This is a genomic window from Methanobacterium spitsbergense, from assembly GCF_019931065.1.
Taxonomy (GTDB): Archaea; Methanobacteriota; Methanobacteria; order Methanobacteriales; family Methanobacteriaceae; genus Methanobacterium_B; species Methanobacterium_B spitsbergense.
Genome location: NZ_JAIOUQ010000014.1, coordinates 13512 through 39887, shown reverse-complemented (window position 1 = coordinate 39887; position 26376 = coordinate 13512). Strand labels below are relative to the sequence as shown.

The 26376-nt window shown below is 26.4% G+C and carries 28 protein-coding genes; 14 read left to right on the top strand and 14 right to left on the bottom strand.

From position 1 onward, the window contains the following. Positions 1-15: 15 nt before the first annotated feature. On the bottom strand, positions 16-1101 hold the full coding sequence (locus K8N75_RS11510) for a hypothetical protein (protein WP_223792202.1): 1086 nt from the start codon (positions 1099-1101) through the stop codon (positions 16-18). 217 nt (positions 1102-1318) lie between these two features. Between K8N75_RS11510 and K8N75_RS11505 the strand changes: the two genes are divergently transcribed. The 4 genes from K8N75_RS11505 (at position 1319) to K8N75_RS11490 (ending at position 5489) form a co-directional block, all read left to right on the top strand. Continuing rightward, on the top strand, positions 1319-1492 hold the full coding sequence (locus K8N75_RS11505; protein WP_223792201.1) for an AbrB/MazE/SpoVT family DNA-binding domain-containing protein: 174 nt from the start codon (positions 1319-1321) through the stop codon (positions 1490-1492). A 142-nt stretch (positions 1493-1634) separates the two neighbouring features. Then, positions 1635-4316: a bifunctional DNA primase/polymerase gene (locus K8N75_RS11500; protein WP_223792200.1), complete on the top strand. Its 2682-nt coding sequence runs from the start codon at positions 1635-1637 to the stop codon at positions 4314-4316. 340 nt (positions 4317-4656) lie between these two features. Then, positions 4657-5070 carry a hypothetical protein gene (locus tag K8N75_RS11495; RefSeq protein ID WP_223792199.1) on the top strand — a complete coding sequence of 138 codons (414 nt, stop codon included), beginning with the start codon at positions 4657-4659 and terminating at the stop codon, positions 5068-5070. Next, a complete protein-coding gene (locus K8N75_RS11490; protein ID WP_223792198.1) occupies positions 5031-5489 on the top strand; it encodes a hypothetical protein in 459 nt (152 codons plus the stop codon). Before K8N75_RS11495 ends, K8N75_RS11490 begins: the two co-directional genes overlap by 40 nt. A 203-nt stretch (positions 5490-5692) precedes the next feature. Here the strand turns inward: K8N75_RS11490 and K8N75_RS11485 are convergent, their stop codons facing one another. Next, a complete protein-coding gene (locus K8N75_RS11485; protein ID WP_223792197.1) occupies positions 5693-5923 on the bottom strand; it encodes a hypothetical protein in 231 nt (76 codons plus the stop codon). Positions 5924-7028: 1105 nt separating this feature from the next. Here K8N75_RS11485 and K8N75_RS11480 point away from each other — a divergent pair. Both K8N75_RS11480 and K8N75_RS11475 read left to right on the top strand, forming a co-directional pair. Then, positions 7029-7478, top strand: coding sequence for a hypothetical protein (locus K8N75_RS11480; RefSeq protein WP_223792196.1), 450 nt, complete (start codon positions 7029-7031; stop codon positions 7476-7478). Next, positions 7465-7692 carry a hypothetical protein gene (locus K8N75_RS11475; RefSeq protein ID WP_223792195.1) on the top strand — a complete coding sequence of 76 codons (228 nt, stop codon included), beginning with the start codon at positions 7465-7467 and terminating at the stop codon, positions 7690-7692. The genes K8N75_RS11480 and K8N75_RS11475 overlap by 14 nt, the downstream gene beginning before the upstream one ends. Before the next feature lie 439 nt (positions 7693-8131). Here the strand turns inward: K8N75_RS11475 and K8N75_RS11470 are convergent, their stop codons facing one another. The 3 genes from K8N75_RS11470 to K8N75_RS11460 all read right to left on the bottom strand — a co-directional run bounded on the left by K8N75_RS11470 (position 8132) and on the right by K8N75_RS11460 (position 10143). After that, positions 8132-8614, bottom strand: coding sequence for a zinc ribbon domain-containing protein (locus K8N75_RS11470; RefSeq protein ID WP_223792194.1), 483 nt, complete (start codon positions 8612-8614; stop codon positions 8132-8134). Between the two features lie 31 nt (positions 8615-8645). Continuing rightward, positions 8646-8921 (bottom strand): hypothetical protein, encoded by a 276-nt coding sequence (locus tag K8N75_RS11465; protein ID WP_223792193.1) that lies wholly within the window; start codon positions 8919-8921, stop codon positions 8646-8648. Between the two features lie 139 nt (positions 8922-9060). Next, on the bottom strand, positions 9061-10143 hold the full coding sequence (locus K8N75_RS11460; RefSeq protein ID WP_223792192.1) for a Shedu anti-phage system protein SduA domain-containing protein: 1083 nt from the start codon (positions 10141-10143) through the stop codon (positions 9061-9063). Positions 10144-10434: 291 nt separating this feature from the next. Between K8N75_RS11460 and K8N75_RS11450 the strand changes: the two genes are divergently transcribed. Next, positions 10435-10995, top strand: coding sequence for a zinc ribbon domain-containing protein (locus tag K8N75_RS11450; RefSeq protein ID WP_223792191.1), 561 nt, complete (start codon positions 10435-10437; stop codon positions 10993-10995). A gap of 17 nt (positions 10996-11012) precedes the next feature. Here the strand turns inward: K8N75_RS11450 and K8N75_RS11445 are convergent, their stop codons facing one another. Beyond that, complete coding sequence (locus tag K8N75_RS11445; RefSeq protein WP_223792190.1) at positions 11013-11177, bottom strand: ribbon-helix-helix domain-containing protein; 165 nt, start codon at positions 11175-11177, stop codon at positions 11013-11015. 234 nt (positions 11178-11411) lie between these two features. Between K8N75_RS11445 and K8N75_RS11440 the strand changes: the two genes are divergently transcribed. Further along, complete coding sequence (locus K8N75_RS11440) at positions 11412-11795, top strand: DUF2085 domain-containing protein (protein ID WP_338038042.1); 384 nt, start codon at positions 11412-11414, stop codon at positions 11793-11795. Further along, a complete protein-coding gene (locus tag K8N75_RS11435) occupies positions 11795-12532 on the top strand; it encodes an Ig-like domain-containing protein (RefSeq protein ID WP_223792188.1) in 738 nt (245 codons plus the stop codon). The genes K8N75_RS11440 and K8N75_RS11435 overlap by 1 nt, the downstream gene beginning before the upstream one ends. A 580-nt stretch (positions 12533-13112) precedes the next feature. Here K8N75_RS11435 and K8N75_RS11430 read toward each other — a convergent pair. The 6 genes from K8N75_RS11430 to K8N75_RS11405 form a co-directional block, all read right to left on the bottom strand. Continuing rightward, the gene (locus tag K8N75_RS11430; protein ID WP_223792187.1) at positions 13113-13532 is read right to left on the bottom strand and encodes a hypothetical protein; all 420 of its coding nucleotides are present in this window, start codon (positions 13530-13532) and stop codon (positions 13113-13115) included. A gap of 1007 nt (positions 13533-14539) precedes the next feature. Next, positions 14540-14830, bottom strand: a complete 291-nt coding sequence (locus K8N75_RS11425; protein WP_223792186.1) for a zinc ribbon domain-containing protein — start codon at positions 14828-14830, stop codon at positions 14540-14542. Beyond that, entirely contained in the window at positions 14831-15091 is a 261-nt protein-coding gene (locus tag K8N75_RS11420) for a zinc ribbon domain-containing protein (RefSeq protein ID WP_223792185.1), read from the bottom strand. A gap of 322 nt (positions 15092-15413) precedes the next feature. Next, on the bottom strand, positions 15414-15587 hold the full coding sequence (locus tag K8N75_RS11415; protein WP_223792184.1) for a ribbon-helix-helix domain-containing protein: 174 nt from the start codon (positions 15585-15587) through the stop codon (positions 15414-15416). A gap of 118 nt (positions 15588-15705) precedes the next feature. Further along, on the bottom strand, positions 15706-17115 hold the full coding sequence (locus K8N75_RS11410; protein WP_223792183.1) for a hypothetical protein: 1410 nt from the start codon (positions 17113-17115) through the stop codon (positions 15706-15708). A 41-nt stretch (positions 17116-17156) separates the two neighbouring features. Continuing rightward, positions 17157-20375: an Eco57I restriction-modification methylase domain-containing protein gene (locus K8N75_RS11405; RefSeq protein ID WP_223792182.1), complete on the bottom strand. Its 3219-nt coding sequence runs from the start codon at positions 20373-20375 to the stop codon at positions 17157-17159. 224 nt (positions 20376-20599) lie between these two features. On the opposite strand from K8N75_RS11405, the gene K8N75_RS11400 reads away from it, so the two are divergent. The 5 genes from K8N75_RS11400 to K8N75_RS11380 all read left to right on the top strand — a co-directional run bounded on the left by K8N75_RS11400 (position 20600) and on the right by K8N75_RS11380 (position 25603). After that, a complete protein-coding gene (locus tag K8N75_RS11400) occupies positions 20600-21106 on the top strand; it encodes a Panacea domain-containing protein (protein WP_223792181.1) in 507 nt (168 codons plus the stop codon). After that, positions 21093-21479, top strand: a complete 387-nt coding sequence (locus tag K8N75_RS11395; protein WP_223792180.1) for an HAD family hydrolase — start codon at positions 21093-21095, stop codon at positions 21477-21479. Before K8N75_RS11400 ends, K8N75_RS11395 begins: the two co-directional genes overlap by 14 nt. A 226-nt stretch (positions 21480-21705) precedes the next feature. Next, complete coding sequence (locus K8N75_RS11390) at positions 21706-23310, top strand: VPA1262 family N-terminal domain-containing protein (protein ID WP_223792179.1); 1605 nt, start codon at positions 21706-21708, stop codon at positions 23308-23310. Further along, on the top strand, positions 23289-24905 hold the full coding sequence (locus K8N75_RS11385; RefSeq protein WP_223792178.1) for a hypothetical protein: 1617 nt from the start codon (positions 23289-23291) through the stop codon (positions 24903-24905). The genes K8N75_RS11390 and K8N75_RS11385 overlap by 22 nt, the downstream gene beginning before the upstream one ends. A gap of 512 nt (positions 24906-25417) precedes the next feature. Then, positions 25418-25603, top strand: a complete 186-nt coding sequence (locus K8N75_RS11380) for a hypothetical protein (protein WP_223792177.1) — start codon at positions 25418-25420, stop codon at positions 25601-25603. 101 nt (positions 25604-25704) lie between these two features. On the opposite strand, the gene K8N75_RS11375 is transcribed toward K8N75_RS11380, so the two are convergent. Both K8N75_RS11375 and K8N75_RS11370 read right to left on the bottom strand, forming a co-directional pair. Continuing rightward, the gene (locus tag K8N75_RS11375; RefSeq protein WP_048190219.1) at positions 25705-26022 is read right to left on the bottom strand and encodes a hypothetical protein; all 318 of its coding nucleotides are present in this window, start codon (positions 26020-26022) and stop codon (positions 25705-25707) included. Positions 26023-26026: 4 nt separating this feature from the next. Beyond that, the gene (locus tag K8N75_RS11370) at positions 26027-26212 is read right to left on the bottom strand and encodes a hypothetical protein (RefSeq protein ID WP_048190218.1); all 186 of its coding nucleotides are present in this window, start codon (positions 26210-26212) and stop codon (positions 26027-26029) included. Positions 26213-26376 lie beyond the last annotated feature (164 nt).

Here is a 26376-nt window from a genome sequence, read left to right as displayed (position 1 = left end):
GCATATTATCCTAATTCATATCTTAAAGGGAAAATCATTCATATATTTTTTATTCATTCGATAGAATTTTCGCTCTAATGGAACTAATTTTTTTTTCAAATTTGATTTCACAATATAATATTCTTTTATTAATTCATCTCTTTTTTGTTTCTTTTCTTCTCCTTTTTCTTCTGAAAATTCCCTTAAACAATCATAAACATATCGTTTTAATGTTTCTTCAGTATTTCGTAACGTATCTAACTCATTTTCTAACTCAACTAGTTCTGTTGGTTTACATTCTTCATCAAACTGAACTTTTTTTAAAACCTGTTCTGAAGTCATGTATATGGGTGGTTCAAGGCTTTCAATTTTACTATTCTGTTTTATTTCTTTCTTATCGATTTTTATGGAAACTGAAACATCAAAAATGAGTTTAATATCAATCATACCACGTAAAGGAGTAGTTTGCATATCATTATATAACCAAAATTTGAGATCCATTAAAAATTTTTCTTTCATATGCAAACGAACTATCTCATTCGTTTTTGGATAACAACTTTTAAACCAATACTTATCTTTAATGAAATATGCCTCTAATGAATTGTATAATGCTGTTGGAGATATTTTAAAAGTAGAGAAGATAAATTGTCTGTCTTCTTCAGTCCATAGGGGATTCAATATTTTAGTTATTTCATCAACTAAGTCTAAATTTATTAATTTTTTGCCATATTCTGAAGATAGCAGATCTAAACGAGCAAAAGAGCCATTTATTTTTTTCAAAATCAAATAAAGTACTTTATTACTTTTAACAAGCCAATACACATTTCCACTAGATCTTTTACTCCCTTCTTTTTCAAATCTCGAAATTGCTCTTGTTCTAAGTATCCCCTCTTTTACTAAATTACCTAAGATTATTGAGAGTTTGGGATTATTTACCGGGTTTATTGTTTCAGGTATAAAAGTTATATCACCTTGATAAGAAACACCTTTACCCCTACAATAACGTTTATATTCTAAATCACCTATTTTTTTTAGAATTTCTTGAGTGTGCCATTCATTACCATCCAAAAGTGTTTGAATTATGAAACTTCTCCGTAATTTAGTTTGATTTCTATGTGCCATTTTTGAATCAACCTCCAATTCATTATTTTTAGATTAATTTTTATCTAATTTTTATTTATCGGTAAATACTTATCAAAAATATTAAAACCAATAAGTATCTATCAAAAACAAAAAAAGAAGTAAATATTTACTAATTTTGATTTTAAAGATAAAAAAAATCTTTAAATAGATAAAAAATCAAGCAATTCTTAAGTATAACAAAATGGAGGTGCATACGGTGAAACTAAATAATGTCTCAGTTCAGGAAGTTAAAGGATCTTTCTATATTTATATTCCAAAAATATGGGTTAAAGAAATGAACATAAAAAAAGGTGATAAACTCTCTTGGAATGTAAAAGAAGGAAACCATAAGAGTTTAATATTAAAAATAAACGGTGATAAAAATGTCTAAGTTTATTGAAGATATTAAAAAACTTTACGAAGAAAAAAAAGACATGGACAACCCGCCAGACTATATTAAAATCATAAAAAAACTTTTAGAACTGGAAGGAATTATATAAAATGATAAAAATGATTCATAAAGGTGATTCTAAATGGAAAATAAAAAAAATGATAAGACAGTACGTCGCCAAACAGATGTCCTACCAAAAGAGAATATGTTTCAAGAGAATAAAAATGTTTCGAAGTTCTTAGATAAATTCCCTAAAGAAATAAGAAATAAAAACATTATACCAATTTTTGATAAAAACAAGAAGGGTTATGCTCCTAAAAATCCCGGTTATAGTTGGAAAGAATATCAAAAAAAGAAATATCCAATAAAAAAATTGATTAGAAAACAAATCAACAATTATGCTTTAATATGTGGAGATCCATTAAGAGAAAATAAATATCTAATAGTTGTTGACATGGATAATCAGTTATTCTTTGAATACTTCGAGAATGATGAAACATTGATTACAAAGACCCCAAATGGAGGTTATCATGCTTATTATTATAGCATTGAACCGGTAGATAAAAGGAAACGATTTTTGAAGTTACCTTTAGACATTCAGGGAATAGGATCTTATGTAATGATCCCACCTTCAAGTTATAATCAAAATTTTTATGAAATTGTAAAGAATAAACCAATCAAAACTGTTCAAAATGTAAAAGACTATGTAAAAAATAAACTTCCCAAAAGCCTCATAAATATAGAGAAAATAGAAAACCAACAACCAAACGATATTAAACAGTTTAAAAAGCAATTACATGAAAAGTTTAGTCTGTTAGATATAATAAAAGAACATTTCCCAGATTGGTATGAACCACAAGAAATAAGAGAACATGGAAATGTTATTAGACTATTTAACCCTATAAAAAAACAGGAATCTGATAGTCCTAGTTTTGTAATATTTGAAGAAACACAAAGTTGGTATTCCCATAGCTCAGATGAATCTGGGGATGTAATAGACTTTATTAAACGTATTAACAAAGAATCAAGATTGGATCATGCTTTGCAGTATTTACAATTGAAATATGGAATTAAAGCACCTACATTAAAAGCTAAGAAGGAAAATAAAATAGATATAGATGATATAGATGATTTTTTTAGAAAAACAGAGAAAAATGATAAAAATATTAATCATGGAATGTTCTTCAACGACATAGATGGTTTAATCTATGCTTCAGTGTATTCTGGAGGCATAAAAGGAATCTTCGGGATAAGCCGTAATAAATTAATTAAAGCATTACAAAAGTTTGATACGATAAAAAAAGAACCCCCCGAAAATGTGTATATATGTAAAGGTTACAAACAACCCCTCAATGAAAGAACATTAAGGGCTATACGTGATTTATCGCATCAAATACATATAAATGGTAATTTTGCATATAATAATATCTCAGAGCTTTTTGATTCAGTGCTTCAAAATACACAGGTATATCTTGAACTTAAAAATCAAAATGAACATTATTTTTTTGTTCTATGGGTTTTAGGAACATATCTTAGAGCTATTTTTGTATGGTTTCCTTATATTACTTTTTATGGTTTGAGAGATGTTGGAAAATCAACAGCATTAACTCTTTTAAGCAATTTATGTTTTAATGGATCGGGTTATATATCTGGAAGTTCATCAGAAGCATTATTATTTAGAAAAGCTTCAGCTACAAAAGGATTTTTCACAATTGACCACTATGAAGAAGTAAGAAAATCTAATGAGAAAAAACAAGTTATTACACAATATTTAGAAAGTGCATGGTATTTATATTCCACTATTGACAGGGTAAACAAAGATAATCATGGATTAGAACAATTTAATGTTGCTTCTTCAGTAGCTATTGGAACAAGGGATATAGATGACGTATTAGAAGAAAAAGGAATTATAATCCAAATGGTTGAAACTTCAGATAAAGATAAACGCCGTAATTCTGCAAAAATCCATAAAGATCCATACTTCCAAACTATACAACAAAAATGCATGGCAACATCTCTAATGTACCAAGATGAAATCATTAAAGCTTATGAAAATATTGGAGACATAGAAGGACTTGAAGGTAGAGACTATAACAAGTTTTTACCTATTCTAGCATTATCTAAGGTGATTGATAACAATAACAATATAAAATATGATTTATATGATCTTATGGTTTCATATGCTATAGAATATCGTAAAAAAAGAAAAGATGAACTCAACGATACTGAAGAAATACTCTTAAAAATAATTTTAGAAGAAAAAATCGAAAATACAACATACAATAAACTATCTGAATTAATGACTAATGAAATTGAAAATTATAATTGGCAACGTGCAAAATCAGATCTTAAAAAACTTCAAATAATAAAAAGAATTCACAAAACCAAACCTGTAAAAATTGAAATTAACTTAGAAAAGGCAACAAACAGAGCTGAAAGCAGAGGAATAAAAATAGAACTACAAAAATCAAATACAGAAAATTTTCCATATTTAAAAGTAGAAGATAAAACCAATAAAAAACCAAAATACTTAAAAGAACCGAATTATGAAGACATTCCATTATTAGATAATGATTCAATCAAAGATAATGAAATAACCGAATCTTATACAATTTTAATAGAAAATGGTTCAATTGCTTTGAAATCTTTCGTAGATAAATTAGAAATTAAAACTGACAGTTCTCATTTAAGGTGTTGGGGAGCATTTAACTATCTAAAAGATAAGGGATATATTGATTTTAAGTCTGAAGGATGGATCCAAGCTACAAATAAATTCAGGGATCTACAACAAGAATCAGATTTGAATAAACCAAATGAAATTTAGTACAGGTTTAGTAAAAGTTTAGTGGATTATGGGGCGGATATTATGGATCCGTTAAAAATACCCTTAAATTACAGTAAAGTGGCACCTTTTCTGGACATATAAAAAAGTTGTCGTTAAACGTTATATCATGATTATTGTTGAAATCGGATTTGAATATAAATTAATTGTTAGTAATACATTGGAGGTTTTATTTAGTTCTGAATAATTCAGCAAGACATATAAAATATAGTATTTACTGATTGAACCTGAATCATAATTTTTCAACTAATGGAATTTCTTATAATTTAGTGTTAAAAGTGAACTATCGTTAATTTATGTGAATTAATTGGAGGTAATCAAGATGAAAGAATATAATAAAATGGTTTCTCTTATTGAAAGCATAGGAGAAGACTCTCAGAAAAGGAGAATTAAGGAAAAGAACGCCCTGAGAGGTCATGAACCTAAATGTAAGGTATGTAATAGTAAGTATCAAAAAGAAATAGAACACATGTACGAACTTAAGCACCCATTCAAAGATATTAAAGTTTATATGGGAGATAAACAAGAACTTATCACTGAGATGTCAATTTCAAGACATTTTAAGAATCATTACCCTAAAAGAAAAGCCTATTTTGATAACGTTAAGACTATGGAAGATGAAAGTATCCAAGAAGCTATTAAATATTATCCACACCTTAAAGATATGTTCCAAGAAACGAGCCTGATTGGGATAAAATGGTTCTTAATAATGAACAAACAGATTTTAAAGAGGTAATATACCATGATAGACCTGTAAGTGATATATTCCTTCATGATGAGGGTTATTGTTTAACCGAATATCGTTTATGTAGTAGTGTACCTAAAAAAGAAGTTCAATACATGGAAGACACTTTGAGCAACTTTGATGATAAAATTAGAAGTTTAGATAAACATTCTTTCAATAAATCCGAAAAGATAGACCTGTTAAATCAAAAATTAACATGTTTTGAATGTAGAGATTCAACTCATAATCGTAGAATGGAATATATGATGCACCTGTTATTAAAAAATATTTTTAATATTGACGTGGAATCTGATAAACTTCATGAATTTTTAAATCTTACCTTTGATGACTTATTATGTAGTGTGGATTATGATTTTAATAAAATGGATAATTTATTAAATAAGTTTAAGAATGGTAATTCAACAAAATAAATTCCACGATATTTAAAGTATATTACCAATTCTACCAGTCTATAAAAAAGGTAAGTTTTGGCAGTTTTGGCCGTCTATAAAAAAGGAATAAAAAGGAAGGTTTATGGAAGGATCCTGGAAGGTTCTTTAACAATAAATTAATTTTTACTTCCAGAAGAAAGTAGAATAAGAATTAAACAAAATGTACGGCACACGAATTACTATTAATCTTTTTTACATTCTCTTTTCTTCTTTTCATTCCAAGCAACCCATCCAACAACCCCCATATTTGCTCCCATCTTATTTTTTTCTAAGGATTCTTCGTTCTTTTTATATTCCTCAAGTTTTCCTTCTAATTCCATATATTCCTTAGTGCCAACACAATTAGGACACCAACCACCTTCATCAAAAGGTTTTTCACCAATATCTTTCCCACAAACTGGACAATAACTCATATTTGAACCATCCTCTTTTTTTTATCCCATAAGTCTTTGTTGTGCGGCAAAGTTTGCATAAGCAAATAATCCTACAACTACAATTATTATAACGACCATTAAGATTAGTTTTGTATCATTATCCATAATTGAACCCCCATTTTATTATTACTTATTATTTTTTTTATTATTATTAAATTAACATTTTTTAACCGAAATTATCCTAGCATAAAAACAATAAAAAGGAATATTATAGGAATGATATTGGAAGAAAATTTAAGATATTTTCAACCTGTAAACTAATGACATTAACATGACAAAAAACCCTCTAATAAAAAAAGTCATAAGCACTAAATTATCATGAAAAAAGAATAATTGTGTTTAAAAGTGAATCTGAAATAAAACTGATAAACTTCTTAATACTCCCTTGTTTTAAGTTAAAACCATTTATATTAACTAATTTCATGGATATAATATAAAAATAATTAAGCACAAACCCATCTCAAAAAAGTTACCTAAAAAGTGAAAAGTGACATTTTAAATATGACTTTTTTAACCTGAAAATTCAACAATAATTCAACAGGTACAAAATAAAATCCAACAGTTATGAAAATGCAAGTAACTGCAATAATATGCAAGTTGTTTAACAATAACTTAACAATACTTTAACAATCCTATTTCTTGACATTAACTTAACAATTAATTGACAAATTAGTTTGGTTTTGACACATACCATTACCCTTATTTTTCAGTTGGTATCGGATTTTAAATCAAACTTGTTAGAACCCCAATACTGGTATAACTTAATATTAACCTTATTTGTTAATGTCCTGAGAGAGTGTTTTATGGACATAGTTTTTTGACACCTTTTGACCGGTTTTTGACTACTTTTTGAATAGTGTATAACCTAACTTACCCTACCATATTTATTTTTATAACTTAACTTTTGAAATATTGTAAGTTGGACATAATTTGTCAAGAATTTGTCAATATGAGATTTTAAATCCAAGTTTAACCCTAATGATATACACTAAATAGGGTATTTAGCATACTACTTTTCTGTTGATATAATCTATTTGTATGGAAACTCTATAATTAAAGTCCTAAAACCTATTATTATATTTACATGATAATATCTAATATAATATCAATAAGTACAGTTAAAAGATATTCAAGGGAATTATCAAGAACGCTAAAAGATGGAAAAAAGGAGAAATATACAACCGTTCAATTTACAATCACTATTCCAGAACGTGAAAGCCCTTTCAATGATAAACAAGAAGTCATGATAATACCTGTTGAATATAAAAATAAAATATTAAACATGGAATTACAAGAAAATACAATAACAGATTTAACAATGGATCTTAAGGAACATAAAGAAAAGGTACAGGACTTACAAGATAAGCATGATAAATTATTATATCAAATAATCTCATTGGAACGTCTGAATAAAAATTATTTAGTAGCAATAACTAAATTAGAAAATCTTAGTTTCATGAATCGTTTATTTAATCGGATACCTAAGAACATCAAAGCCCTAACAGATGGAAGTGATAACGATGACAAAAAATGATAAGGTACTGAATAGCAAAGAAGCAACATTGGAATATATAACCATTGAGCTGTTTAATTCCATTCGAGGCTGTTATAATAAAGGAAATAGTGAACTCCAAACAACTATCCAACACCAATGTATGGATATTATACTTGAATCATTAGAAAACGGATCCGATAAACAACAATTTAAAAATATATTTGATAAATTAACAGGCTGTAAAAAAGAGTAAAACAATTATATTCAGTTATTGCTATTTTAATTAGATGTATTTACTAACATACCCATTATTAGAAAGTTAGATTAGTCAAAATAAGATAACTTCCTAATATAAAAACTAACGCAGATCCTATTAACCCTACAATATCAATGGGTGCTTTCTTTTCAATAATGAATAATGTTTTCCAACTTTTATTAAATTTTTTAATCCAATAAACAAGAAAATTATTCCGAAAATTAATATAAATAACATTTTAATCCTCTTTTACAAGTCAGTATATTCCATTATATATTCAGTTATTGCTATCCGTATTAAGTTGGATTTAAAATCGTTAAAACAAATTAAAAGTTTTTGTTAGTTTTGGATGTCCTGTTAATGGATACTTGAAATAAATTTAAAATTTATTGAGACTTTAAATCCCTTCCAACAGGTCTTTATATATTCAGTTATTTTAAATCATTACTTCTTTACTTTTTCCCAGATTTTTCTTTAACTTAATATAACCTCCTAAACCTCCTCCTAATCCACAAAGAAAAATCATTAACAAAAGAAAAATAAATGAATAATAAGTAAATTCTGGATCATAATCTGATGCAAGTTCAGAAACAAGTATAGACATAGGGATAGTTATTATAATTCCCACAACTAAACCATTTAGGATGGAACTTCTTGTATATAGTCTGTCGGCTGTATAACCTGTAATAAAACCACTTATAAAATAACTTAATATAATACTTATCAATATCATGGGTAAATTATTAAATTTTAAGTTTCCAGAAATAGTCAATAGAAAATATAGAATGATAATCCCTAACAATATAGCTTTTTTATTAAAATTACTGGTTTTGGATAATATTTTTAGATTGTTACCACACTCAGAACAATAAACATTACCATTATCATTTTTTGACCCACATTCAGGACATTTAACCATTAATAAACCATACCCCCAATCATACTAACTATTAGCCTTTAAAAATTTGAAAAAAAGCCCCTCCCAACACTACTATTCCCACTAAAACTAAAAGACAAACCACTGCAATAATAATTTCTTTTCGAGTTATTTTTGGTGCAGGTTTAAGATTTTTATTTACTTCTTTTCTTCTAGAAGCTAACTTATTTTTTATCTCTTTATTGGAATTGATTTTATTATTAGGAGTTTTGAGTTTAATATCTTTATTACATTTTTTACAGAAATTTCCTTCTTTGATTTCAGTTCCACATTCTTGACAATACATCATAATCCTTCCTACTTATTATCCAATTTATTATTAATATTGTATTATACCACGTCTTCCAGCAACACTTGATATTTCATAATATATTCAGTTATTGCTATTCTAATAATTTATAACATACTCATTCTTAATATTCATGAAGTTAATTATCCTCTAAGCTTTTTACAAATTCTTCAGCTCTTTTTAAAAGATCGTCGTAAGTTAAAAAGGTAATATCGTTTTTACGATTATATGCTTTAATATATTGTTTCTCATTTTCTCCCATATCCTTAGATCTTCCACCTATAATCAGATAATCTGGAGGGTATTCAAAACTTTTTAATTTATTTTTTATATAATTTAGATTTTTTTCTAACCAAATATCCCAATCCAAAATCTGTTTTTCAGCATGTTTAAATTTTGACGTAAATTCATTATTTTTAGTTAAAATAGGCATATCCGATTTTTCTATTTCTACAAAAGTGTATTTGTGCCCTTGATCAAGAATATTAATCAAAACAAAGTCTGTTACCCAATCTTCTCCTAATTTTTGTTTTGGTATTTTTTTTGAGTGGGGTTGAATTAGAAGTGGGTTCTTGTTTAGAAATTTTTGTATATCCTCTTCAACTTGTGCTTTTTTTAATAATTCTTCAAATTCTTTAAGTTTTTCTTTAAAAACTTTTATAATATTTTTTTTATCCTCTTGTTTCGTGACTCCAACCTCAAAATGGGAATTATTAAGCATTCCATTCACATATATATCTAAATCAGTTAGTGCATCTTCAATTTCAATTAAATTACTATTACCATATAAATAAGAACTTATATTAAGCCATTTAATTGTTACATTATTAAATATACAATTTATAAACTGATAATTTTCTCCAAGAGGCATTGGAATGAGAAACTCTCCGGATTCAGTAGGGATGGGCACGGCATTCATGAAAGTTTCCAAGGGTGTAAGAGAGTAAAAAATTTGGAATTTTGTAGGCATATTAAATTCTATATATCTTAATAAGATTATACCATTTTTACATGCATAAATTCGAATAGAAACATTAGAAGGGAAAATCGACTCAATTTTTCTGTCTAAATCTGCATCAATTTCTTTAAATAATGATTTTTTTTTCTGAATTTCCTTCCAATATCTATGTTCTAACTTTACTATTTTATCGATTTTTTGTCGGTATACTCTGATTTCTGAAGGAATTTTTGAGCTTATTTTAAATTTTTCTTGTTTTACCATGAAAAAACATCCCAGAGAATATATTATAGCATCTTACAATTTTATATACAGTCTATATTCATTATATATTCTGTTATTGCTATCCTAATTAAATTAGATTTACTAACATTACCCATTGCAGTTGATAGTTTTTCAAGGTCTTTTGATTGTTTTTCTGTTAAGTTTCAGATTATTTCGTTATGACTTATATAATAATAAATTTCAATTTATTTAAATAATAAGTAACACTATCAAATAATATATGTAATATTTAATTTTTATTGACAACAATTAAACAAATGTGGTGGCTAAATGGTTAAATGTAATCAATGCGGTCATATAATGGAAGAAACTGCCAATTTTTGTAGTGAGTGTGGAAATCCAATTGGAGTCAGTTCTACAAATGAACCTCCTAAAACTACATCCCTGTCTAAACATAATGGTTTGAACATTCATACCCCTAAAACAATTAAAATGCTTGATAATCCACTTAAATTTACTGTTACTATTCCAGTAGTTCAAGAAAGGAGTGCAGAATCAAAAGCTACTGCAACATTATTAATGGGATTTGTTGGTTTCGCCGCCACAAGTGGTAACATATTACATAAACAAATGGATGGTTATGTTTCTACACATAAAAAAGGACTGAAAATCAGTTTTGGAAAAAAATACGCTAAAGATGTCAAAATTGAATGGGATAAAATAGTAGATGTTAAAAAGAGGGGAGTACTAACCAAAGAGATAATTATGTATCTCATAAATGAAGATTACCTTACTTTTCGATTTGGATCTATAAATAAGTTATATCCTGTAATTAAGGAAAACATGTGCGGAGTTATTCCAGAAAATCTTGAAAAAAAAGGTTGGGATTAAATTTGTAACCTTCTATACTACTCTAATAACTCATTATATTTCATTATATATTCAGTTATTGCAATTCTAATCAAGTTTGATTTAGAAACATTACCCATTGCAGATGATAGTTTTTCCAAGTCTTCGAGTTGTTTTTCTGATAGTTTAAAGTTCAATTGCTTAAAGATTGGTTTTTCATTCATGTTGATACCTCATTTAATATCTACGGAACATATATTATATAATGTTTTTTAAGTTTATTTATAAATAAATATATCTAAAATAAGCTACTTCGTTAAACTTCCATATAACGAAATAAAATTATAAATATCCAAAACATTTCAATTAATTTATATAAGAGTAACACTATCAAATATTATATGTAATATTATTAAAATGCAATATCATAAATGTTCTAGAAGATTTTTCAAGGAGTTATGATGTGGTCGTTAAATAGAATATCACTGAAAATTCATTTTTTGACGTTTTTTACTCAGTTTATATGCCATCGTATCCCTGAACGATCATTTAATATCCAAGGATACTATTTTCCAGTTTGTTCAAGATGTACAGGTTTATATCTAGGTGCATTTTCTTATTTTACTTATGTATATTTCAATTTTGTAGAGTATACCTCACTATTAATTATTCTTGGATTTTTGATGATAATTCCAACCTTTATAGATGGTACAACACAATTATCTGGTTTTAGAGAGAGTAATAATAAAGTTAGATTCATTTCTGGATTAATTGGAGGAATTGGGTTCGCTATTCTTATTAAAGCAATTAAATATTTTATACTTAGTAAAGGGGGTTTTTAATGGGGTATTTAGTATGTGAAAAATGTGGAGGTTACTATGAATTACAACAAGGAGAATCTCCAGACGATTTTGAACTCAAATGTGATTGTGGAGGAAAATTAAATCATGTAGAAAATCTTGGAAGCATTGGTAATAACAAGAAAAAAATGGAAAAAACAGTTACTTGTCCTAAATGTGGTACAGAAAATCCTGAAAATGCACGATTGTGTAAATCATGTAAAAAATTATTGAGAATACCACCAAAACCACCTATTTCTAATAAAAACCAAGAATCTAAAGAGGGGATATTAAAAACTTGGAATGAACAATCTAATGGTATCAAAGTAGCGAGTATATTAGGTGTTTGTTGTTTAGGATTAATTCTGATAGCAGGGATAACAGGAATGTTCACTCCAGATAAGACTACAACAAACTTACCCACTACAACAAATCAAGCAACTACTCCCCAATCAACCACTCCTACCTCGAGTAGTAGTAGTCAAGTAGAAATTAGTGTGAGTTATTCTGGTCCTTGGACGGGCGCTATTGCCGATTCTACCGGTACTAGATCAGTAGAAGGTACAGGCCCACAAAAGTTTCCATTAGGCGAGAATCCGGGGATAGTATCAACTAATTTCCAAAAACATGACAATGGTACAGGAACTTTAACAGTTCAAATATTAGATGGAGGTAATCCTGTAGAAACTCAAAGCACTTCTGCAGAATTTGGAGTTGCATCTGTAACCCATTCGTTCTAACATCTACATTTTTATTCTTTTTTTGAAATCATGATGATATCCAAGTTTTAATTGGTAAACTTATATTTTATGACTTGTTATTACAAAATAATAAAATACATTTAATAAAAAGGGATTATGTGACTTTTTCACATCAGAGAATTTGAATTTCTACTATGTTTCTCAAATATTTTATAATACTTTTAAGCAATTTTATACATCAATTCATAGTATATCCATGCGATTTGAGTATGAGTATAACCCCATTTTTCAAATAATATCATTTAAAATAAAAAAGGAAAAAGTAGTAGGTTTTTTATGCCCCTGTTTTGAATTTTTAGGTGTATTTAGCTGCTAAGTTGTTGCCGGCGTAGTCGTTAATTGCCGCTTTGGGTATGGTTACGTATTTTCATGAATATTAGTTATTTGTTATTTTAATTAAATTTGAATTACTAATATTGCCCATTTGCATTGAAATAAAAGAAAAAAGCCTAGAGATTCAAACTTAAAGGACAAAATATTCAGATTAAGTATTTTCCAAGATTAAAGATATTTATTAAAATTAAAAAAAATTGATTATTTTTCCAATAATGATTTATAATCATTTGAAAGTAACTGTATGGTGATATATTGCCTTGGAAGTATCTCCACCACTAAATACGGAATCAAAGATATATATTTCTACTCTTGTAGGTGTGCCCTTCTGATATAATGAATCTTCACCTTTAGCTTTGTAAACTTGTCCTGCTTGCGGATTATTGACATTCCAGAGTAGAGAAGATGTTTGAATAACAGCATTGCTTGAATCATACCATATTGCTACCATTTCAAGATAATCTAAATTCTCATTAGGAGTTATTGCAGCAGTCACGGTATACATACCAAATTCACCTGGACCTGCTGTTACATTTGTGACATTTATTGGTGCTGCTGTTTGTGTATTATTTCCACTACTCGTGCAACCACTTACTAAAACAACTGCTAAAATCAAGAAAATTCCACCCATTAACAATTTTTTCATTTTCATTCCCTCCAAATAATTAATCTTATTTATTCTCCCCAAATCCCGAAGTTTTTTTTAATTTCATTTGAATTTTTATATAACCTCCTAAACCTCCTCCTATCCCACAAAACATTGCGAATAATAAGAAAATGAAGTAAGTATAACCATAGAGTATAGGATATATGGTTTGTAAGATTATAAGACCAACTATACTAAATATGATCCCTACAATTAACCCATTCATAATTGAACTACTAATATATAGTTTATTAGCAGTATACCCTGTAATAACTCCACTTACGAAAAAAATAAACATCATGGAAATGGTATATAAAAATAACGTATCAAAATGAATTAAAGTTCTGATTATTAGTAAAAAAAATAGAGTAATAATTCCGAGCAATATAGCTTTTTTATTGAATTTAGTAGTTTCTAATGATTTTAAATTATTTCCACATTCTAAACAAAAATCATTAATATTATCATTTTTTGACCCACATTTAGGACATTTAACCATCAAAAAACCCCATTTTAATAATATAATTACTCTAATAATTCCTTATATTTCATGATATATTCAGTTATTGCTATCCTAATTAGATTGGATTTACTAACAACTTTGAGTGTAGTAACCGCACTTTCGAAGAACTGCAAAAATCTTCTAGGTTTGAAAACTCGATTTTTAACATTTATTTACTGAAATTTAGCTAATTTTTTAATAAGTATTCACGTGAACAACTCTAATTAAATGAACCCAACTAATAGGATTAGAAGCTTGTTTGATTATTTTAAAATATGTGTTATGGGGTTAGAGTATGTTCCAGTAGCTACTTTTTAGTAAAACATACAACCTCTATAAAATGAAGGGTTTATTGATAAGGTATTTGTTTACTTGATCGTTACTGTTGATATAATCAAAATATACACTTAAACCGATGCCTTTATATACACCTTTATCAAAATTGCAAGTGTAAAGATTTATCATGTATTATCATTATCTACAAAATGATAACTTGTAAACTATGTTATATCCTTATTCCAATCATAATTAGAATTGCTCCATAAATAAGAATTAAAAATAAACTTAAAATAATAATACCTATTCCCCTCTCTCCTTCCCCTTTATTCTTTAATAAATAATCAATCCCAATAAATATTCCTAATATTGGAATTATTAGTGTTAATAAAATATCTGCAGTATGAACACTAACAGGTTGTCTTTCTTTTTGTTTTGGGGGTACTGGTTTTAGATTAGCTCCACATTCACTACAAAACTTACCATCTTCTATTTTAGCTCCACACTCTTTACAATACATTTAACCACCTTTTGATTGATGATCATTATACAAAATATAAATTACAGCGATTATAAGACCAGCAACTGCAAATAAAATTCCCAATATCCAATATAACGCAAGTGGAAGTAAGATAAGTAATGCAACCGATTCCCATACTTTTAATTTTTTAGTCGTTTTCTTTTCAGATCCTTCCTTTTTTTTAGTAGAATTTATACTTGTACCACATTCACTACAGAACTTTCCATTCTCTATTTCAGCCCCACACTCTTTACAATACAATTTCAGTCACCTTTTTAAACTGATTCATTTTAAAAAACCCCATTAAACATAAATCATTAAAAACTATAATTTATTATTTACTATTTAAGATTCTAGAAATATGCAGAAGTTATAATATTAATAATCTTAATCCTTTAACTTTTTGTCAGTTGGAATCTTAATCTTTTAAATAAGCTTAAAAACCTCATTAACCATCATTTAATCAATTCCAATTATATTAAACAAGATATTTTGAGGTAATAATATAGTGTTATTTAAATTTAGATGTGATCAATTAGAAGAGAGTTATCTTGGAGTTCAATTATACTTACAGGATTAATGTTTATTTTTTTCTTAAATATTCTGCTAAAGCTTGGCGAATATGATAACTCATAGGATTGTAGCTCTCATCTGATAATTCTCTTAATCCTTCTAACATCTTGGGTGGTAACTTGATTGTAATTTGTTCCATCTTTTCTTTTGCTTTGGGTCTGCCTCTAGTTTTGTTTTCTGGCATGATTTCACCTATAGTCACTTGTATGTTTTAGGTGGTTTTAAAGTTTTATATTATTTATTGAAGTTTTTTAAATATTTATTGAACTTCGTTATAGATATATATTACGAAATAATTTTATCTAGAGAACTAAGTCAAATTTATTTTTCTCAAATAATTCTAAAAATTCAGGATAAGATGATTTTTCTTTTTTTAAAACCATAATAAAATTATTTTGCCCAATCAATTCCATATAAGTATTTGTAAATCTAAAAAGTTCGATACAAGATGATTTTGTAAATTTAAATAAATCTACATAGCCATTATTATTTGAATCTACAGTTAAAACTCCCCAAAATTCATGTTTTTTTGATTTATCCAAATCATTTGGACACATTTTAAGTTTTTTAAATATTTTATTTGGTATTTTTACCCCTTTAGCAACTACATAAGGGTTTTTATGAAATGCACCATTTTCAAGCATTTCATTGTGCATGATTGTATTTCTTAATTCATGAATAAGCCCAATAAATTCTGAATAATATACTAAATGTTTGTAAAGAGATTCATTCTTCTGTTTAATGCCTTTCAAAATGATTTTTTTAGAATTTTTGGGATTTAATGTGATGTCATTATTCGTTTCTGCAAATATTTCGTATTTATTTTTTGTAATAATGGCTAGATTATCAAAAATTCCTGTTATTAGTGATAAAAAATAATTAAAATGATATAAACTGTTGAACATTGAAGTTCTATCTGTACCATTATAATGTTGAATCCCTATCTCATCTAAACTCATTAAAAGATATAAAAAACGGTTGATTAATGGTTTGGTAAGATCTCCAAAGTTATCTGATCTAAATGGCAAATTTGAAATCTTTAATAATAAGGAATTTTCATAAAATTCATGTTTATTAATTGGAAAGTTTATGTTAATATTGTCGGAATTGATATTAATATCATAATTATTTTTATATCTCATATATAATCCAATAATCTCTTTAGCTATCTCTAAATTAACAATAATTGGAGGATAATCTATTATATGATAAAATTTTTCCTTACATTTAAGAATCAGAGGGTTTTCGGTTATGAATATTTTCGCATTTGACTTTAAATAAGGTTGAATTATCATTAACTTCATTGCATTTATCTCGGCTTCATTCAAATCAGATTTGTTTAATATTCTTTTACCGATTTCATATGATATTTTTCTTGTAAATCTAATTTGACTGTACGACAATATATTATTGGGATGTTCTGAAATCTTAAGTGGATTATGAGTATATAATGCTGAAAGATCATTCATTCCATAACGTAATTTACTATCTTGAGTTTCTTTAATTGTGAAATAAGGTATTTTTTTTAATAACTCAGGAGAATCTGTTTCCAAAGGAGATCTAATAATTTCGAAGTATTTAACGTTCTCACTGGATGTTAATTGTTCTAGAATAATTTCAGCATTTTTATTTTTATTTAAAAGTAGGTCTTGAAAACTTTCAGAATCAATTGAAATATTTAGATTTTCTTTGAATAAAGACTCTTTAAGCAATTTATCACCCTGAAATATACATATATTAAAAATTCAACCTTTTAAACGCTATCTTCAATTATTTTAATTTCATCATCAGTCAACCTATAGAGTTTATATACCATTTGGTCAATCTCATTATTAGTTAGTTCTATCTCCTGGAGCAATGGATTTGTAATTTTAATACTTTCACTGAATTCTCGCTCTAAGTATTCCCTGTTCTTCCGGGATTTAGTGTTAACTTTCTTTTTCCTCATTTCAATTATGAATTCATCCTTTGATAATTCATAATATTTTTCAAGTTTCTTAGATAGCTTTTCAACATGGAATTCCTTTTGAATCCAATACTTAAAACCATTAATTTCATTCTGGAGTTGTCTATTAAGATGAAGCATAATATCTGCCCTTTCGATAAATGGTTGCTGTTCATCTAAACCGATTTCAGGAAGGGGGAACATTCCAAGGTTTTTTAGACTTATTTTTGCAAAAATTTTCCCTTTTATATCATGTAATAATCGATAGAAGTATGTTGCAGGGTAAGAATTTAAAATAGCCATTAAAAATTTTAGACTAAAGTTTTTATCTTTTAGATATATTCCATGCACTAAAGTATCAAAATAAAAATTTTTATCATCATAACAACAAATTAACGAATCCCCAGTTTTTCTAATAACAATTTTTTCATTTTCAAATATATCTGGAGTCCTCCAACGCAAATCAACTTTATTTTGCTTTTTCATACCCGGTTTAGATTGTAAATCAGCTATAGAAATGGTACTTGTTATTCTTTTATCATAATTCACGTATTGTCCAGACCAATTTATATCGTATCTTGTAATATCTCGTCCCCATATTATTGGTTTAAAAAATGAAGTTTCTTTTTTGTTTGAAATTAAGATGTGCTTAATATTACCGGGATTTAAACCATTTTTCAATATATAAAAATCATGAATAGTTTTAAGCTTTAATAATTTTGTCAATAATACTTGTGAACTAGATGATAAAAAAGATATTTCATAATTAGGAATAGACAAAAAATATTCTTGAGGTATATAATTTTCTTTTATACCTGATTGCATTTTTACATTTTGAACTTTTTCTGCAGTTCTTAATTTAATATTATTCTCAGGATTGGGTGTATCATTTAAAGTAAATTTTAATAGTAGACTACCTCCAACTTCCGCATCAGCAAAGACCTTCTCTGTTATAGTGAATATTTCATTAATCTCAGTTTTTAGAAGAAGTTCCTTTCTTAGCATTCCATGATAAGAATTGAATAGTAAAGATTTAGGAATGATAAAATGAACTATTGAATTATTAAAAATTTGTAGCATTCGTTCTATAAATAATATATATAGATTCATTTTGTATTGTGTCAATGGAAAATGGGTGGAATAATAGTTCATTACATATTCATCTATAAAAATTCCATAAGGGGGGTTTCCAATGACTATGTCAAAACCACCATTATTAAATATCTCAGGGAATTCTTCTTCCCATTTAAACGGTTTATCTGTAAAATCAGAATCATCGATAAGTGAATTTCCACATTTAATATTATTATCCAACTTTGGAAGTTTTTTACCTTTTTCACAGACCTTTAAAAATAAAGAAAGTTTAGTAATTTCAACAGATTCCGAGTTCAAATCAACACCATAGATATTATCTAATAGAATTTCACGTCTTTTGCTAAGAGCATCAAAGACATATACGCCTATATCCATATGTTGGACGTTTTCAGTCTTTCTTCCCTTTCCTTTACCTACTCTCATTGGTATGGACGTTTTATAACCTTTTTTAATCTTAAATATTCCTTTATGAATATCTAGAAGAATGTCAGTTGCTTTATTTAGAAATGCTCCAGATCCACACGCAGGATCAATAATTTTAATATTTTTAAGTTTTTCATCTAATTTCTCAACCTCACGCCCTGCAGAGAACTCTTTTAACAACTCATCAACAGTATTCACGTTACCTGAACTACCCAAATAAGGAATAATAGTATTTTTACATATATAATCAGTTATATAATCTGGAGTATAGAAAATTCCTTCCTTTTTACGCCTTCCTTTGGAATCTTCTTTAAGCTCTTCAATATCACCAATAGAATTTTCAAAGATATGTCCTAATATTTCTATATCTAATTTATGTTTATTATCTTCCTTGTTTTCTTCTGAAAAGTCAAAATATGAGATTATAAGTAAATTGATGTATATTGGATTAATTCGTTGTAATGTAGATTTATTAATTTCTTTTCCTAGCCTGTCTTCAAACTCTTTGAAGTTCCATTTTTGATAAACATCTTTAAAGAAATTTTTATCATTTATAATATCTTTAAGTTTAATATCCGTTAAATCTTCTTTAAATAAACCGCCATTATATTCAGAGATATTTCTGTCTTTATTACCCTCATTTACATCTATAAATAAATAATTTAAATCTCTCCATATTTCATGATCCCTTATATTCTCACTTTTAATCCTATCTAACAATATATTACGTGCAATATCTGGAGGTAAAAGATTTCTACTGGAAGAAAAGCTAATAAAAATAAATCTATCTAATATTGTTTGAGCATTGGAAATTGCATCATTCTTATCCATTCTATGTAGTTCATGAAGCTCTTTAAATATCATTAATCGAGTTTCATTAAACAGATTATAGAAGTTGTTAGCTAGTTGAGTTTTTTCAATATAATTCTCATTTACTACATCGTTAATTGCTTTTAAATCAACATGAGATTCTTTAGAAAATGCAAACATAAAATATTTAAATTCATCTTCATTTAAAAGATCTTCAACATTAAAAGAAATATATTCGCCAAGCCTTTTTTCATAATTATACAATCTAAATTCTTTATAATTTGATACAAGGATCCATTGTACTAACCCTGATTTTTTACTTGAATGTTGAGCATAACCAAAAGCCTGTTCAACAGGTGTTCTTTTATCATTAGCTCTATTTTGTGGTTTATCCAGATCTGCATTTTGCCCTTTAAGTTCAATAACCATGAATTTTCCATCGTTATCTTTTAAAGCAAATTCAACCCTATCAGAACCTATATCAACGTTATCATCAAAACTAATATGTTTATCTTCTTCATAATCTAGTATATCCTCAAGAAACTTAAGAAATGCAGGATATCCTTTTGTTTCCCCTTTAAATTCATTATTCTGTACCCTTTCAATATATCTTTTAAGTCTCTTTTGTTTCTGTTCAGTTAATATAAAATTATTAGTGTATTTTTTAATCGAATCCTGATTAAAAAGATTATTTTTCATAAGATCACATTTTGATAATAATTTGAGGTAAATTTCATTATAGATCATTTATTCTACAGGAATTAATTAAATGTTTTCTAAAAATAGGATAATATATCTGATTCTAAAAATTATTAGATTTTATTTAAAATCATATAATAACAAAAAATATATATATTAGAAGTAATAATTTAACATGTTACCTTTTTATTTAATTGAATTATGAAACTGGAAAATGGGGTATTATGGAAGAGTTCAACAAAGAAAAGTTTAAAGCTGTTTTACATTTTATAATAAACGAATGTGGACATAAGCAAAATTTTGGAAGAACTGTTTTGTATAAACTGTTATATTTTTCGGATTTTGATTTTTATGAGATAAATGAAAATAAAATGACCGGAGAATCTTACCGTAAAATAGAAAATGGACCTGCACCTGTTCATTTTCAATCCAATAAAAATGAACTTATTAATGAAGGTAAAATCAAAGAATTCGAAGAAGTTTATCCTTATTATACACAATTTAAATACGATTCTCTGGAGACGCCCTCTTTGAGTTTACTTAGTGAAAAAGAGATAGGGGTAATAAAAGAGGTTATAAATCGTTGCTCGGACATGCAAGCTGGAGAGATAAGCAATTATTCACATGAAGATGTTCCGTATATTGTAACTGGAAATAAAAAGATCATAGACTATGATTTTGTTTTTTATAGGCATAAAAAATTTTCAGTAAGGGAATATGAAGTCAAATAATGATTCTCTTACTTTTAGAAAAGTAGAAGAGTTTGAAAAGGAATTAAAAAAGTTTAAAAAGAAATATAGAACATTAGAAGACGATTTAGTTAGATTTGAAGAGGTATTAAAGGGATTACTTCCAAATACTCCACCGGGAACTCATCGAATTTCAAGATTAGGGCATACTATTAAAGTCCCAATATACAAAGCAACTCATTTTCACTGTAAATGTCTTAATAAAGGTTCAAGAAGTGGATTTAGACTTATTTTTGCATTTTTAGAAGATGAATTGGGTATAGTTTTCATTGAGATTTATCATCATAATAAAAAGGATATTGAAGATCGTGAAAGAATCTTCAAATATTTTAAAGAAAAAGAATTTAATGATTAGCTATTTTTGATTGGGAGTACGGAAAATAACAAGATATATAGTGATAATGTTCTATGATTTAATTATTTTTATTATTCTGAAAACATATATTACATAATATTTTTGAAGTAAAGTTATAAGTTAATATATCTAAATATGCTACTTCGTTAGGGATATTAACGAAGAAGTTATAACGAAGAATCATTAAGTTTATTTATAATTACATACTATTTTTTAATGTGTTATTATGGAATTAAATTCAAAAACTAACGATAATTCTATTAAAACAGATTTTGAACATTTAATTAAAAAAGGCAATATAGCATTTTACAATACAGCGGAAATATCGAATATATATCTTATAAATGACAATAAACCAATAAATTTATTTACTTTAGTAGTTTTTGAAGAGAATAAAACAACTTCAAAAAGATTTAATATAACTTACAATCTACAACGCATTAATAAAGAGATATCATTAGGTATTTCTCAAAAAAGAATACATATTGACGAAGCTAAATCAATATTTAATAATTTATTTAATTTAAAGGTTGAAAATGATTATACTTCTCTTATTCTGAAAGAAGGACCTCTGTATATAGAAAAATTTAATATAATACCTAAACAATTCATTCCTTCTTTTAAAAGCGTTTCTATAATGAATAGTATTCCACTTAATGAAATACTCAAAAATAATGGTGAAAATGGATCTTATATTATTGAATTTTTTTCTGAAGAAAAAAAATTGTTAAAATTATTAAGTAAAGATGAATACAAAAAAGCTTGTAATATAATTTCAAAATATTTTCCAATAGACCTTTTTTTCTCAAATGAAAGAGCTTGTAATATAATATTTCAATTTCCAATAACTTTAATCTCTGTAAAAACAAAACCATCAGAGAATAGGGATAAATTAAAGGTAAAAATTGGTTATCATCCACTTTTAAGAGAAAAATCCTTAAATTATTTTGCATATACATCATTAGATGGAAATATAGTAGGAAATGTCTGTATTTCTGGTATATCTAAAAATGAAATAATTAATATTGGAAATTTAGATGGAGAAACAACTGAATTTATTAAAGATAATGAAAATGATTTTATTTTGTATTATTCTAAAGGATTTTATGTTAGAGAAGTAGATGTAACAAAAAATATTAATTTGTTGGATGAACCAAGAACTATCTCTATTGATGATAAAACTTATGAAATTAAATTAAAGAGTTTTGAGAACAAATTAATAGGGTATAAATATAGTTATGCTCATCAGATATTAGATAGAGAATATATGGAATCTAAGAAGAAATTAATAGAAAGAAAGGAATTTTTACACTATGGAATTAACGGAATAAATCAAAATAATGAAGCTATTAATGATTTAAGGAAAATTATTAAAGATAACTGTAATAAAGGCGTTTATCTTTGGGATCCTTATGCTCGTAGTGATGATTTATTAAACACTATCTATCATTGTCCATATTCAAAATGTGAAATGAAAGTTATTACATCTTATTCAAAAGAAACTAGAGAAAAAGTAGATGATCAAATTAATGATCTTGAAGGATGGAAAAACAAACAAATAAAATTATTAAAATCTTGTTCTAATAATAATGACATAAACTTAGAAATAAGATACCAAACTGGAAATTATGGTTGGAAATTTCATGACCGTTTTTTAATATTCCCTAGAGAAACTCCAAGAGTTTGGTCTCTAGGTACATCTGTAAATTCTATAGGTAAAAATCATAGTATTTTAATGAAAGTAGAAAATGCCCAAAATGTATTAGATGCTTTCAATGAACTATGGAATAAATTAGAAAATTCAGTTTTATGGAAATATCTGGAAGAATAATGCTAACTAATATCAATAAAGAATTGTTAGATGAATTAAAAAAATTATCTGAAGATAATTTAATTATTGATCTTGATAAAATTGATCAAATTTTAGAAAATTATGATATTATCGATTTAATAAATCACCTACCGGAAATATTACCAATAACGATAACTAATAAAATAGAAGAAATAAACTCTGAGTATGAAACTGGTTCTGATGAGTTTAAAAAGAATGATATTGATTTAATTTTAAATATATTGAAAATATGTGAAATATATCTCAAAAAAACAGCATTTAATGAGGACTTAAAATTCATTTATCCTGTTGCAATAATATTTTATCATTTACAAGTTAAAACAGAATGTCTGAGCATTATAACTGAATATAATACATTTTCAAATATTAAAAAACTTATATTTGAATTTTTATGTAATTTAAAAGAAACTTATGAGCTACCGGAAGATTTTCCTCATATTGTAAAAATTTCACATGAAAACTATATTAAAGGTATCAAAAATGAGGATCTTAAGTTAGTTTATGAGGAGTATATTGATAAAAATAAAGGCAATTTTCCTGAAAATGTTTTCATTTCATTTTTAGTTAGAATATTACTTTTAGAACCTGATAATTATATATATTTTTTAAAATCAATTAAAAAACATTTTATATTGATCAAATACATTTGTATGATAGAGAACAAAGTAAACAATGAGATTATAGAGGCTATAATCCGTTTAGAGGATAAATGGATAATAATTGAATATTTAAGACAAATAATCAAATACACTAATAAAAAAAATTTTGGGGAAAGTGAAATTCTACTAGTTTCAACTATGTTTGAGAAACTTTATTCTATTGATGAAATTTTTTTTATTAATGGTATAATTCTTTTTTTAAACTATGAAAATAAAGTTCTTTTTGGGAAAATCATTGGAAGAGCACTGGCTAATATAAATAATGAAGAACTAATTGGAAAATTATTGGATCAAAGGGATATATGTATTGATCTAATTGAAATATATCCAAATTTTAATTTAGGACTTGATTATGAAGCTAAATTAAATAAATCAATGTTGAAAAGTATGAATGATCATAAAAAAAGAAATAATCAACCTAATAATATTTTTTGGGACATCATATTAAGTTCTTTAATTAAGTTTAATGAACCATTAGCAAGTTTTTTGGCTGAAAAAGTATTTATAAAGTGGGAAAATTTTCTTGAGAATTTATGGAAAAGTATGCTTATTCCGAATGATTTCATAGGTACTGAATTTAATAATATTATTATTTATTATTTTATACTCCTTTTAAAAAAAGACGAATCTAGTTTTTTAAAATTATTAAATGAGAAATTAGATGATATTATAAATTATAAATCTTATTGGATTTATTATACTTCTAATAAAAGATTTATTCCATTAACATATGTATATGCAATGAGTTATAGTTGGATAAACGTTCATAAGCACGTAATCCATAATAAAATTTTAAATGATAAACTACTTTTCTTATTAAATGACGAATGTATGTTCTTATCTCTTTTTAATCAAAATCATACTCCTAATGAATTTTTAGAGATTGAAAAAAATTTTAAATCAATGAATTTTTAATATAAAATATGGTTTATCAAATCCGGAATAAAAATATAAATCAAAAAATTTTAAATCATTATATATTTTTAGAAAAGTAATAAATTCTTTCAAAACGTGATTATCTAAAAATAAATATAAATTGTATATTTAGACAATTTTATTTCTAATATTTAATAATACTAATAATATAATTATTATGTCATTATAGTAAAAATACTCCCTTTTTTAGATATAGATTAACCAAAAAGACTCCTATGGGTACAACGTTTAGTTGTCCTTATTATAGAATGAATATAAACATCAACAAGTATTAAAATAATAATAGATCTCCAACAAAAGAGTAAGAAAATCATCGAATTATGGACATTTAAGTCCAAAACCTATAATAATTTTAAGAATACATCAATTATTCCACAGCTTTATTTAATATACATGAATTAGTATTAAATTTGAGCTATAATTGAATCAATGTACATGAATTATATAACTTTCTAATACAATTGAAGTTTTAAATTAAATGGGGCAAAAAAATGTTAATTGAACTAAAAAAAGAATTTGATATCAAATTCAATGAGATTATGTTAATTAAAGACGATCCTTCAAGCCAGAAATATGATGAACTTTACAATGAAATATTGGAACTCAATTCTAAAATGATAAAGCAACTGATTAAAATGAGAAATGAATATTATTTCATGCCAGAACCAAGAATATAGGATAGATAGGTTTTTTTTCTATTCAAAAAAAAATGTTATCGTTAAGATGAAAACCTCTTGTCTAAAAACTATCAATCTAAAAAATAGAAATATTCATGAAATTATGTCAAAAGGTTATCGTTAAGAATAACCCTCTCACCTTTAGGGTACATTGTAACAGTTGCCCCGTAAACCTGTATAAAGAGTTCAACCACCTTGGCAAGTACAGGATATGCTTTTTTACTATTTTTTGTACACAAATAGGTTTTTTTAATACCAACATCTAAAGTAAAATCTTCTAGTTCTTCAATTGTTCTGGTTCCAATTATTGATTCTTTTATGTATTTTTCCTTCTCTTCAAGAAATTTATCCACTTCTTTGGATATTCCCTCAAGATCAAGACCTTGGTCGGATGGATCTTTATAGTTATCATTTACCATATTATCACCTTTCATCCTCAAATAACTGGTCTTCGTCCAGAAGTTTAATTCTCTCTCTTTGACACCAGTCAAATATTGCTTCCGTGGCACCTCGAGATATTTTACCCTGTTTTTCCCCATATTTTAATCTAACAAGTCGTCTAAATGCAATTTCAAGTTCGTCTGATATACAGATAGTAACGCAGCCCATAGAATACCTCTTTTTAATTCTTAATTTAATTACAATTCTCAATATGGAATCCTTTGTTTATAATGTTAATGTAAAATTTTTAATTTGAAATGGAAAAATATAAAATTATCAAAAATTTAAAGACTTAATTAAATGAATTAGCTAGAATATTAATCTTAAAAAAC

Coding starts and splice junctions, on each gene's coding strand:
- K8N75_RS11510 (WP_223792202.1), bottom strand. CDS start 1,101: ATGGCACATAGAAATCAAACTAAATTACGGAGAAGTTTCATAATTCAA.
- K8N75_RS11500 (WP_223792200.1), top strand. CDS start 1,635: ATGGAAAATAAAAAAAATGATAAGACAGTACGTCGCCAAACAGATGTC.
- K8N75_RS11495 (WP_223792199.1), top strand. CDS start 4,657: ATGAAAGAATATAATAAAATGGTTTCTCTTATTGAAAGCATAGGAGAA.
- K8N75_RS11490 (WP_223792198.1), top strand. CDS start 5,031: ATGGTTCTTAATAATGAACAAACAGATTTTAAAGAGGTAATATACCAT.
- K8N75_RS11485 (WP_223792197.1), bottom strand. CDS start 5,923: ATGAGTTATTGTCCAGTTTGTGGGAAAGATATTGGTGAAAAACCTTTT.
- K8N75_RS11480 (WP_223792196.1), top strand. CDS start 7,029: ATGATAATATCTAATATAATATCAATAAGTACAGTTAAAAGATATTCA.
- K8N75_RS11475 (WP_223792195.1), top strand. CDS start 7,465: ATGACAAAAAATGATAAGGTACTGAATAGCAAAGAAGCAACATTGGAA.
- K8N75_RS11470 (WP_223792194.1), bottom strand. CDS start 8,614: ATGGTTAAATGTCCTGAATGTGGGTCAAAAAATGATAATGGTAATGTT.
- K8N75_RS11465 (WP_223792193.1), bottom strand. CDS start 8,921: ATGATGTATTGTCAAGAATGTGGAACTGAAATCAAAGAAGGAAATTTC.
- K8N75_RS11460 (WP_223792192.1), bottom strand. CDS start 10,143: ATGGTAAAACAAGAAAAATTTAAAATAAGCTCAAAAATTCCTTCAGAA.
- K8N75_RS11450 (WP_223792191.1), top strand. CDS start 10,435: ATGGTTAAATGTAATCAATGCGGTCATATAATGGAAGAAACTGCCAAT.
- K8N75_RS11445 (WP_223792190.1), bottom strand. CDS start 11,177: ATGAATGAAAAACCAATCTTTAAGCAATTGAACTTTAAACTATCAGAA.
- K8N75_RS11440 (WP_338038042.1), top strand. CDS start 11,412: ATGATGTGGTCGTTAAATAGAATATCACTGAAAATTCATTTTTTGACG.
- K8N75_RS11435 (WP_223792188.1), top strand. CDS start 11,795: ATGGGGTATTTAGTATGTGAAAAATGTGGAGGTTACTATGAATTACAA.
- K8N75_RS11430 (WP_223792187.1), bottom strand. CDS start 13,532: ATGAAAAAATTGTTAATGGGTGGAATTTTCTTGATTTTAGCAGTTGTT.
- K8N75_RS11425 (WP_223792186.1), bottom strand. CDS start 14,830: ATGTATTGTAAAGAGTGTGGAGCTAAAATAGAAGATGGTAAGTTTTGT.
- K8N75_RS11415 (WP_223792184.1), bottom strand. CDS start 15,587: ATGCCAGAAAACAAAACTAGAGGCAGACCCAAAGCAAAAGAAAAGATG.
- K8N75_RS11405 (WP_223792182.1), bottom strand. CDS start 20,375: ATGAAAAATAATCTTTTTAATCAGGATTCGATTAAAAAATACACTAAT.
- K8N75_RS11400 (WP_223792181.1), top strand. CDS start 20,600: ATGGAAGAGTTCAACAAAGAAAAGTTTAAAGCTGTTTTACATTTTATA.
- K8N75_RS11395 (WP_223792180.1), top strand. CDS start 21,093: ATGAAGTCAAATAATGATTCTCTTACTTTTAGAAAAGTAGAAGAGTTT.
- K8N75_RS11390 (WP_223792179.1), top strand. CDS start 21,706: ATGGAATTAAATTCAAAAACTAACGATAATTCTATTAAAACAGATTTT.
- K8N75_RS11385 (WP_223792178.1), top strand. CDS start 23,289: ATGGAAATATCTGGAAGAATAATGCTAACTAATATCAATAAAGAATTG.
- K8N75_RS11380 (WP_223792177.1), top strand. CDS start 25,418: ATGTTAATTGAACTAAAAAAAGAATTTGATATCAAATTCAATGAGATT.
- K8N75_RS11375 (WP_048190219.1), bottom strand. CDS start 26,022: ATGGTAAATGATAACTATAAAGATCCATCCGACCAAGGTCTTGATCTT.
- K8N75_RS11370 (WP_048190218.1), bottom strand. CDS start 26,212: ATGGGCTGCGTTACTATCTGTATATCAGACGAACTTGAAATTGCATTT.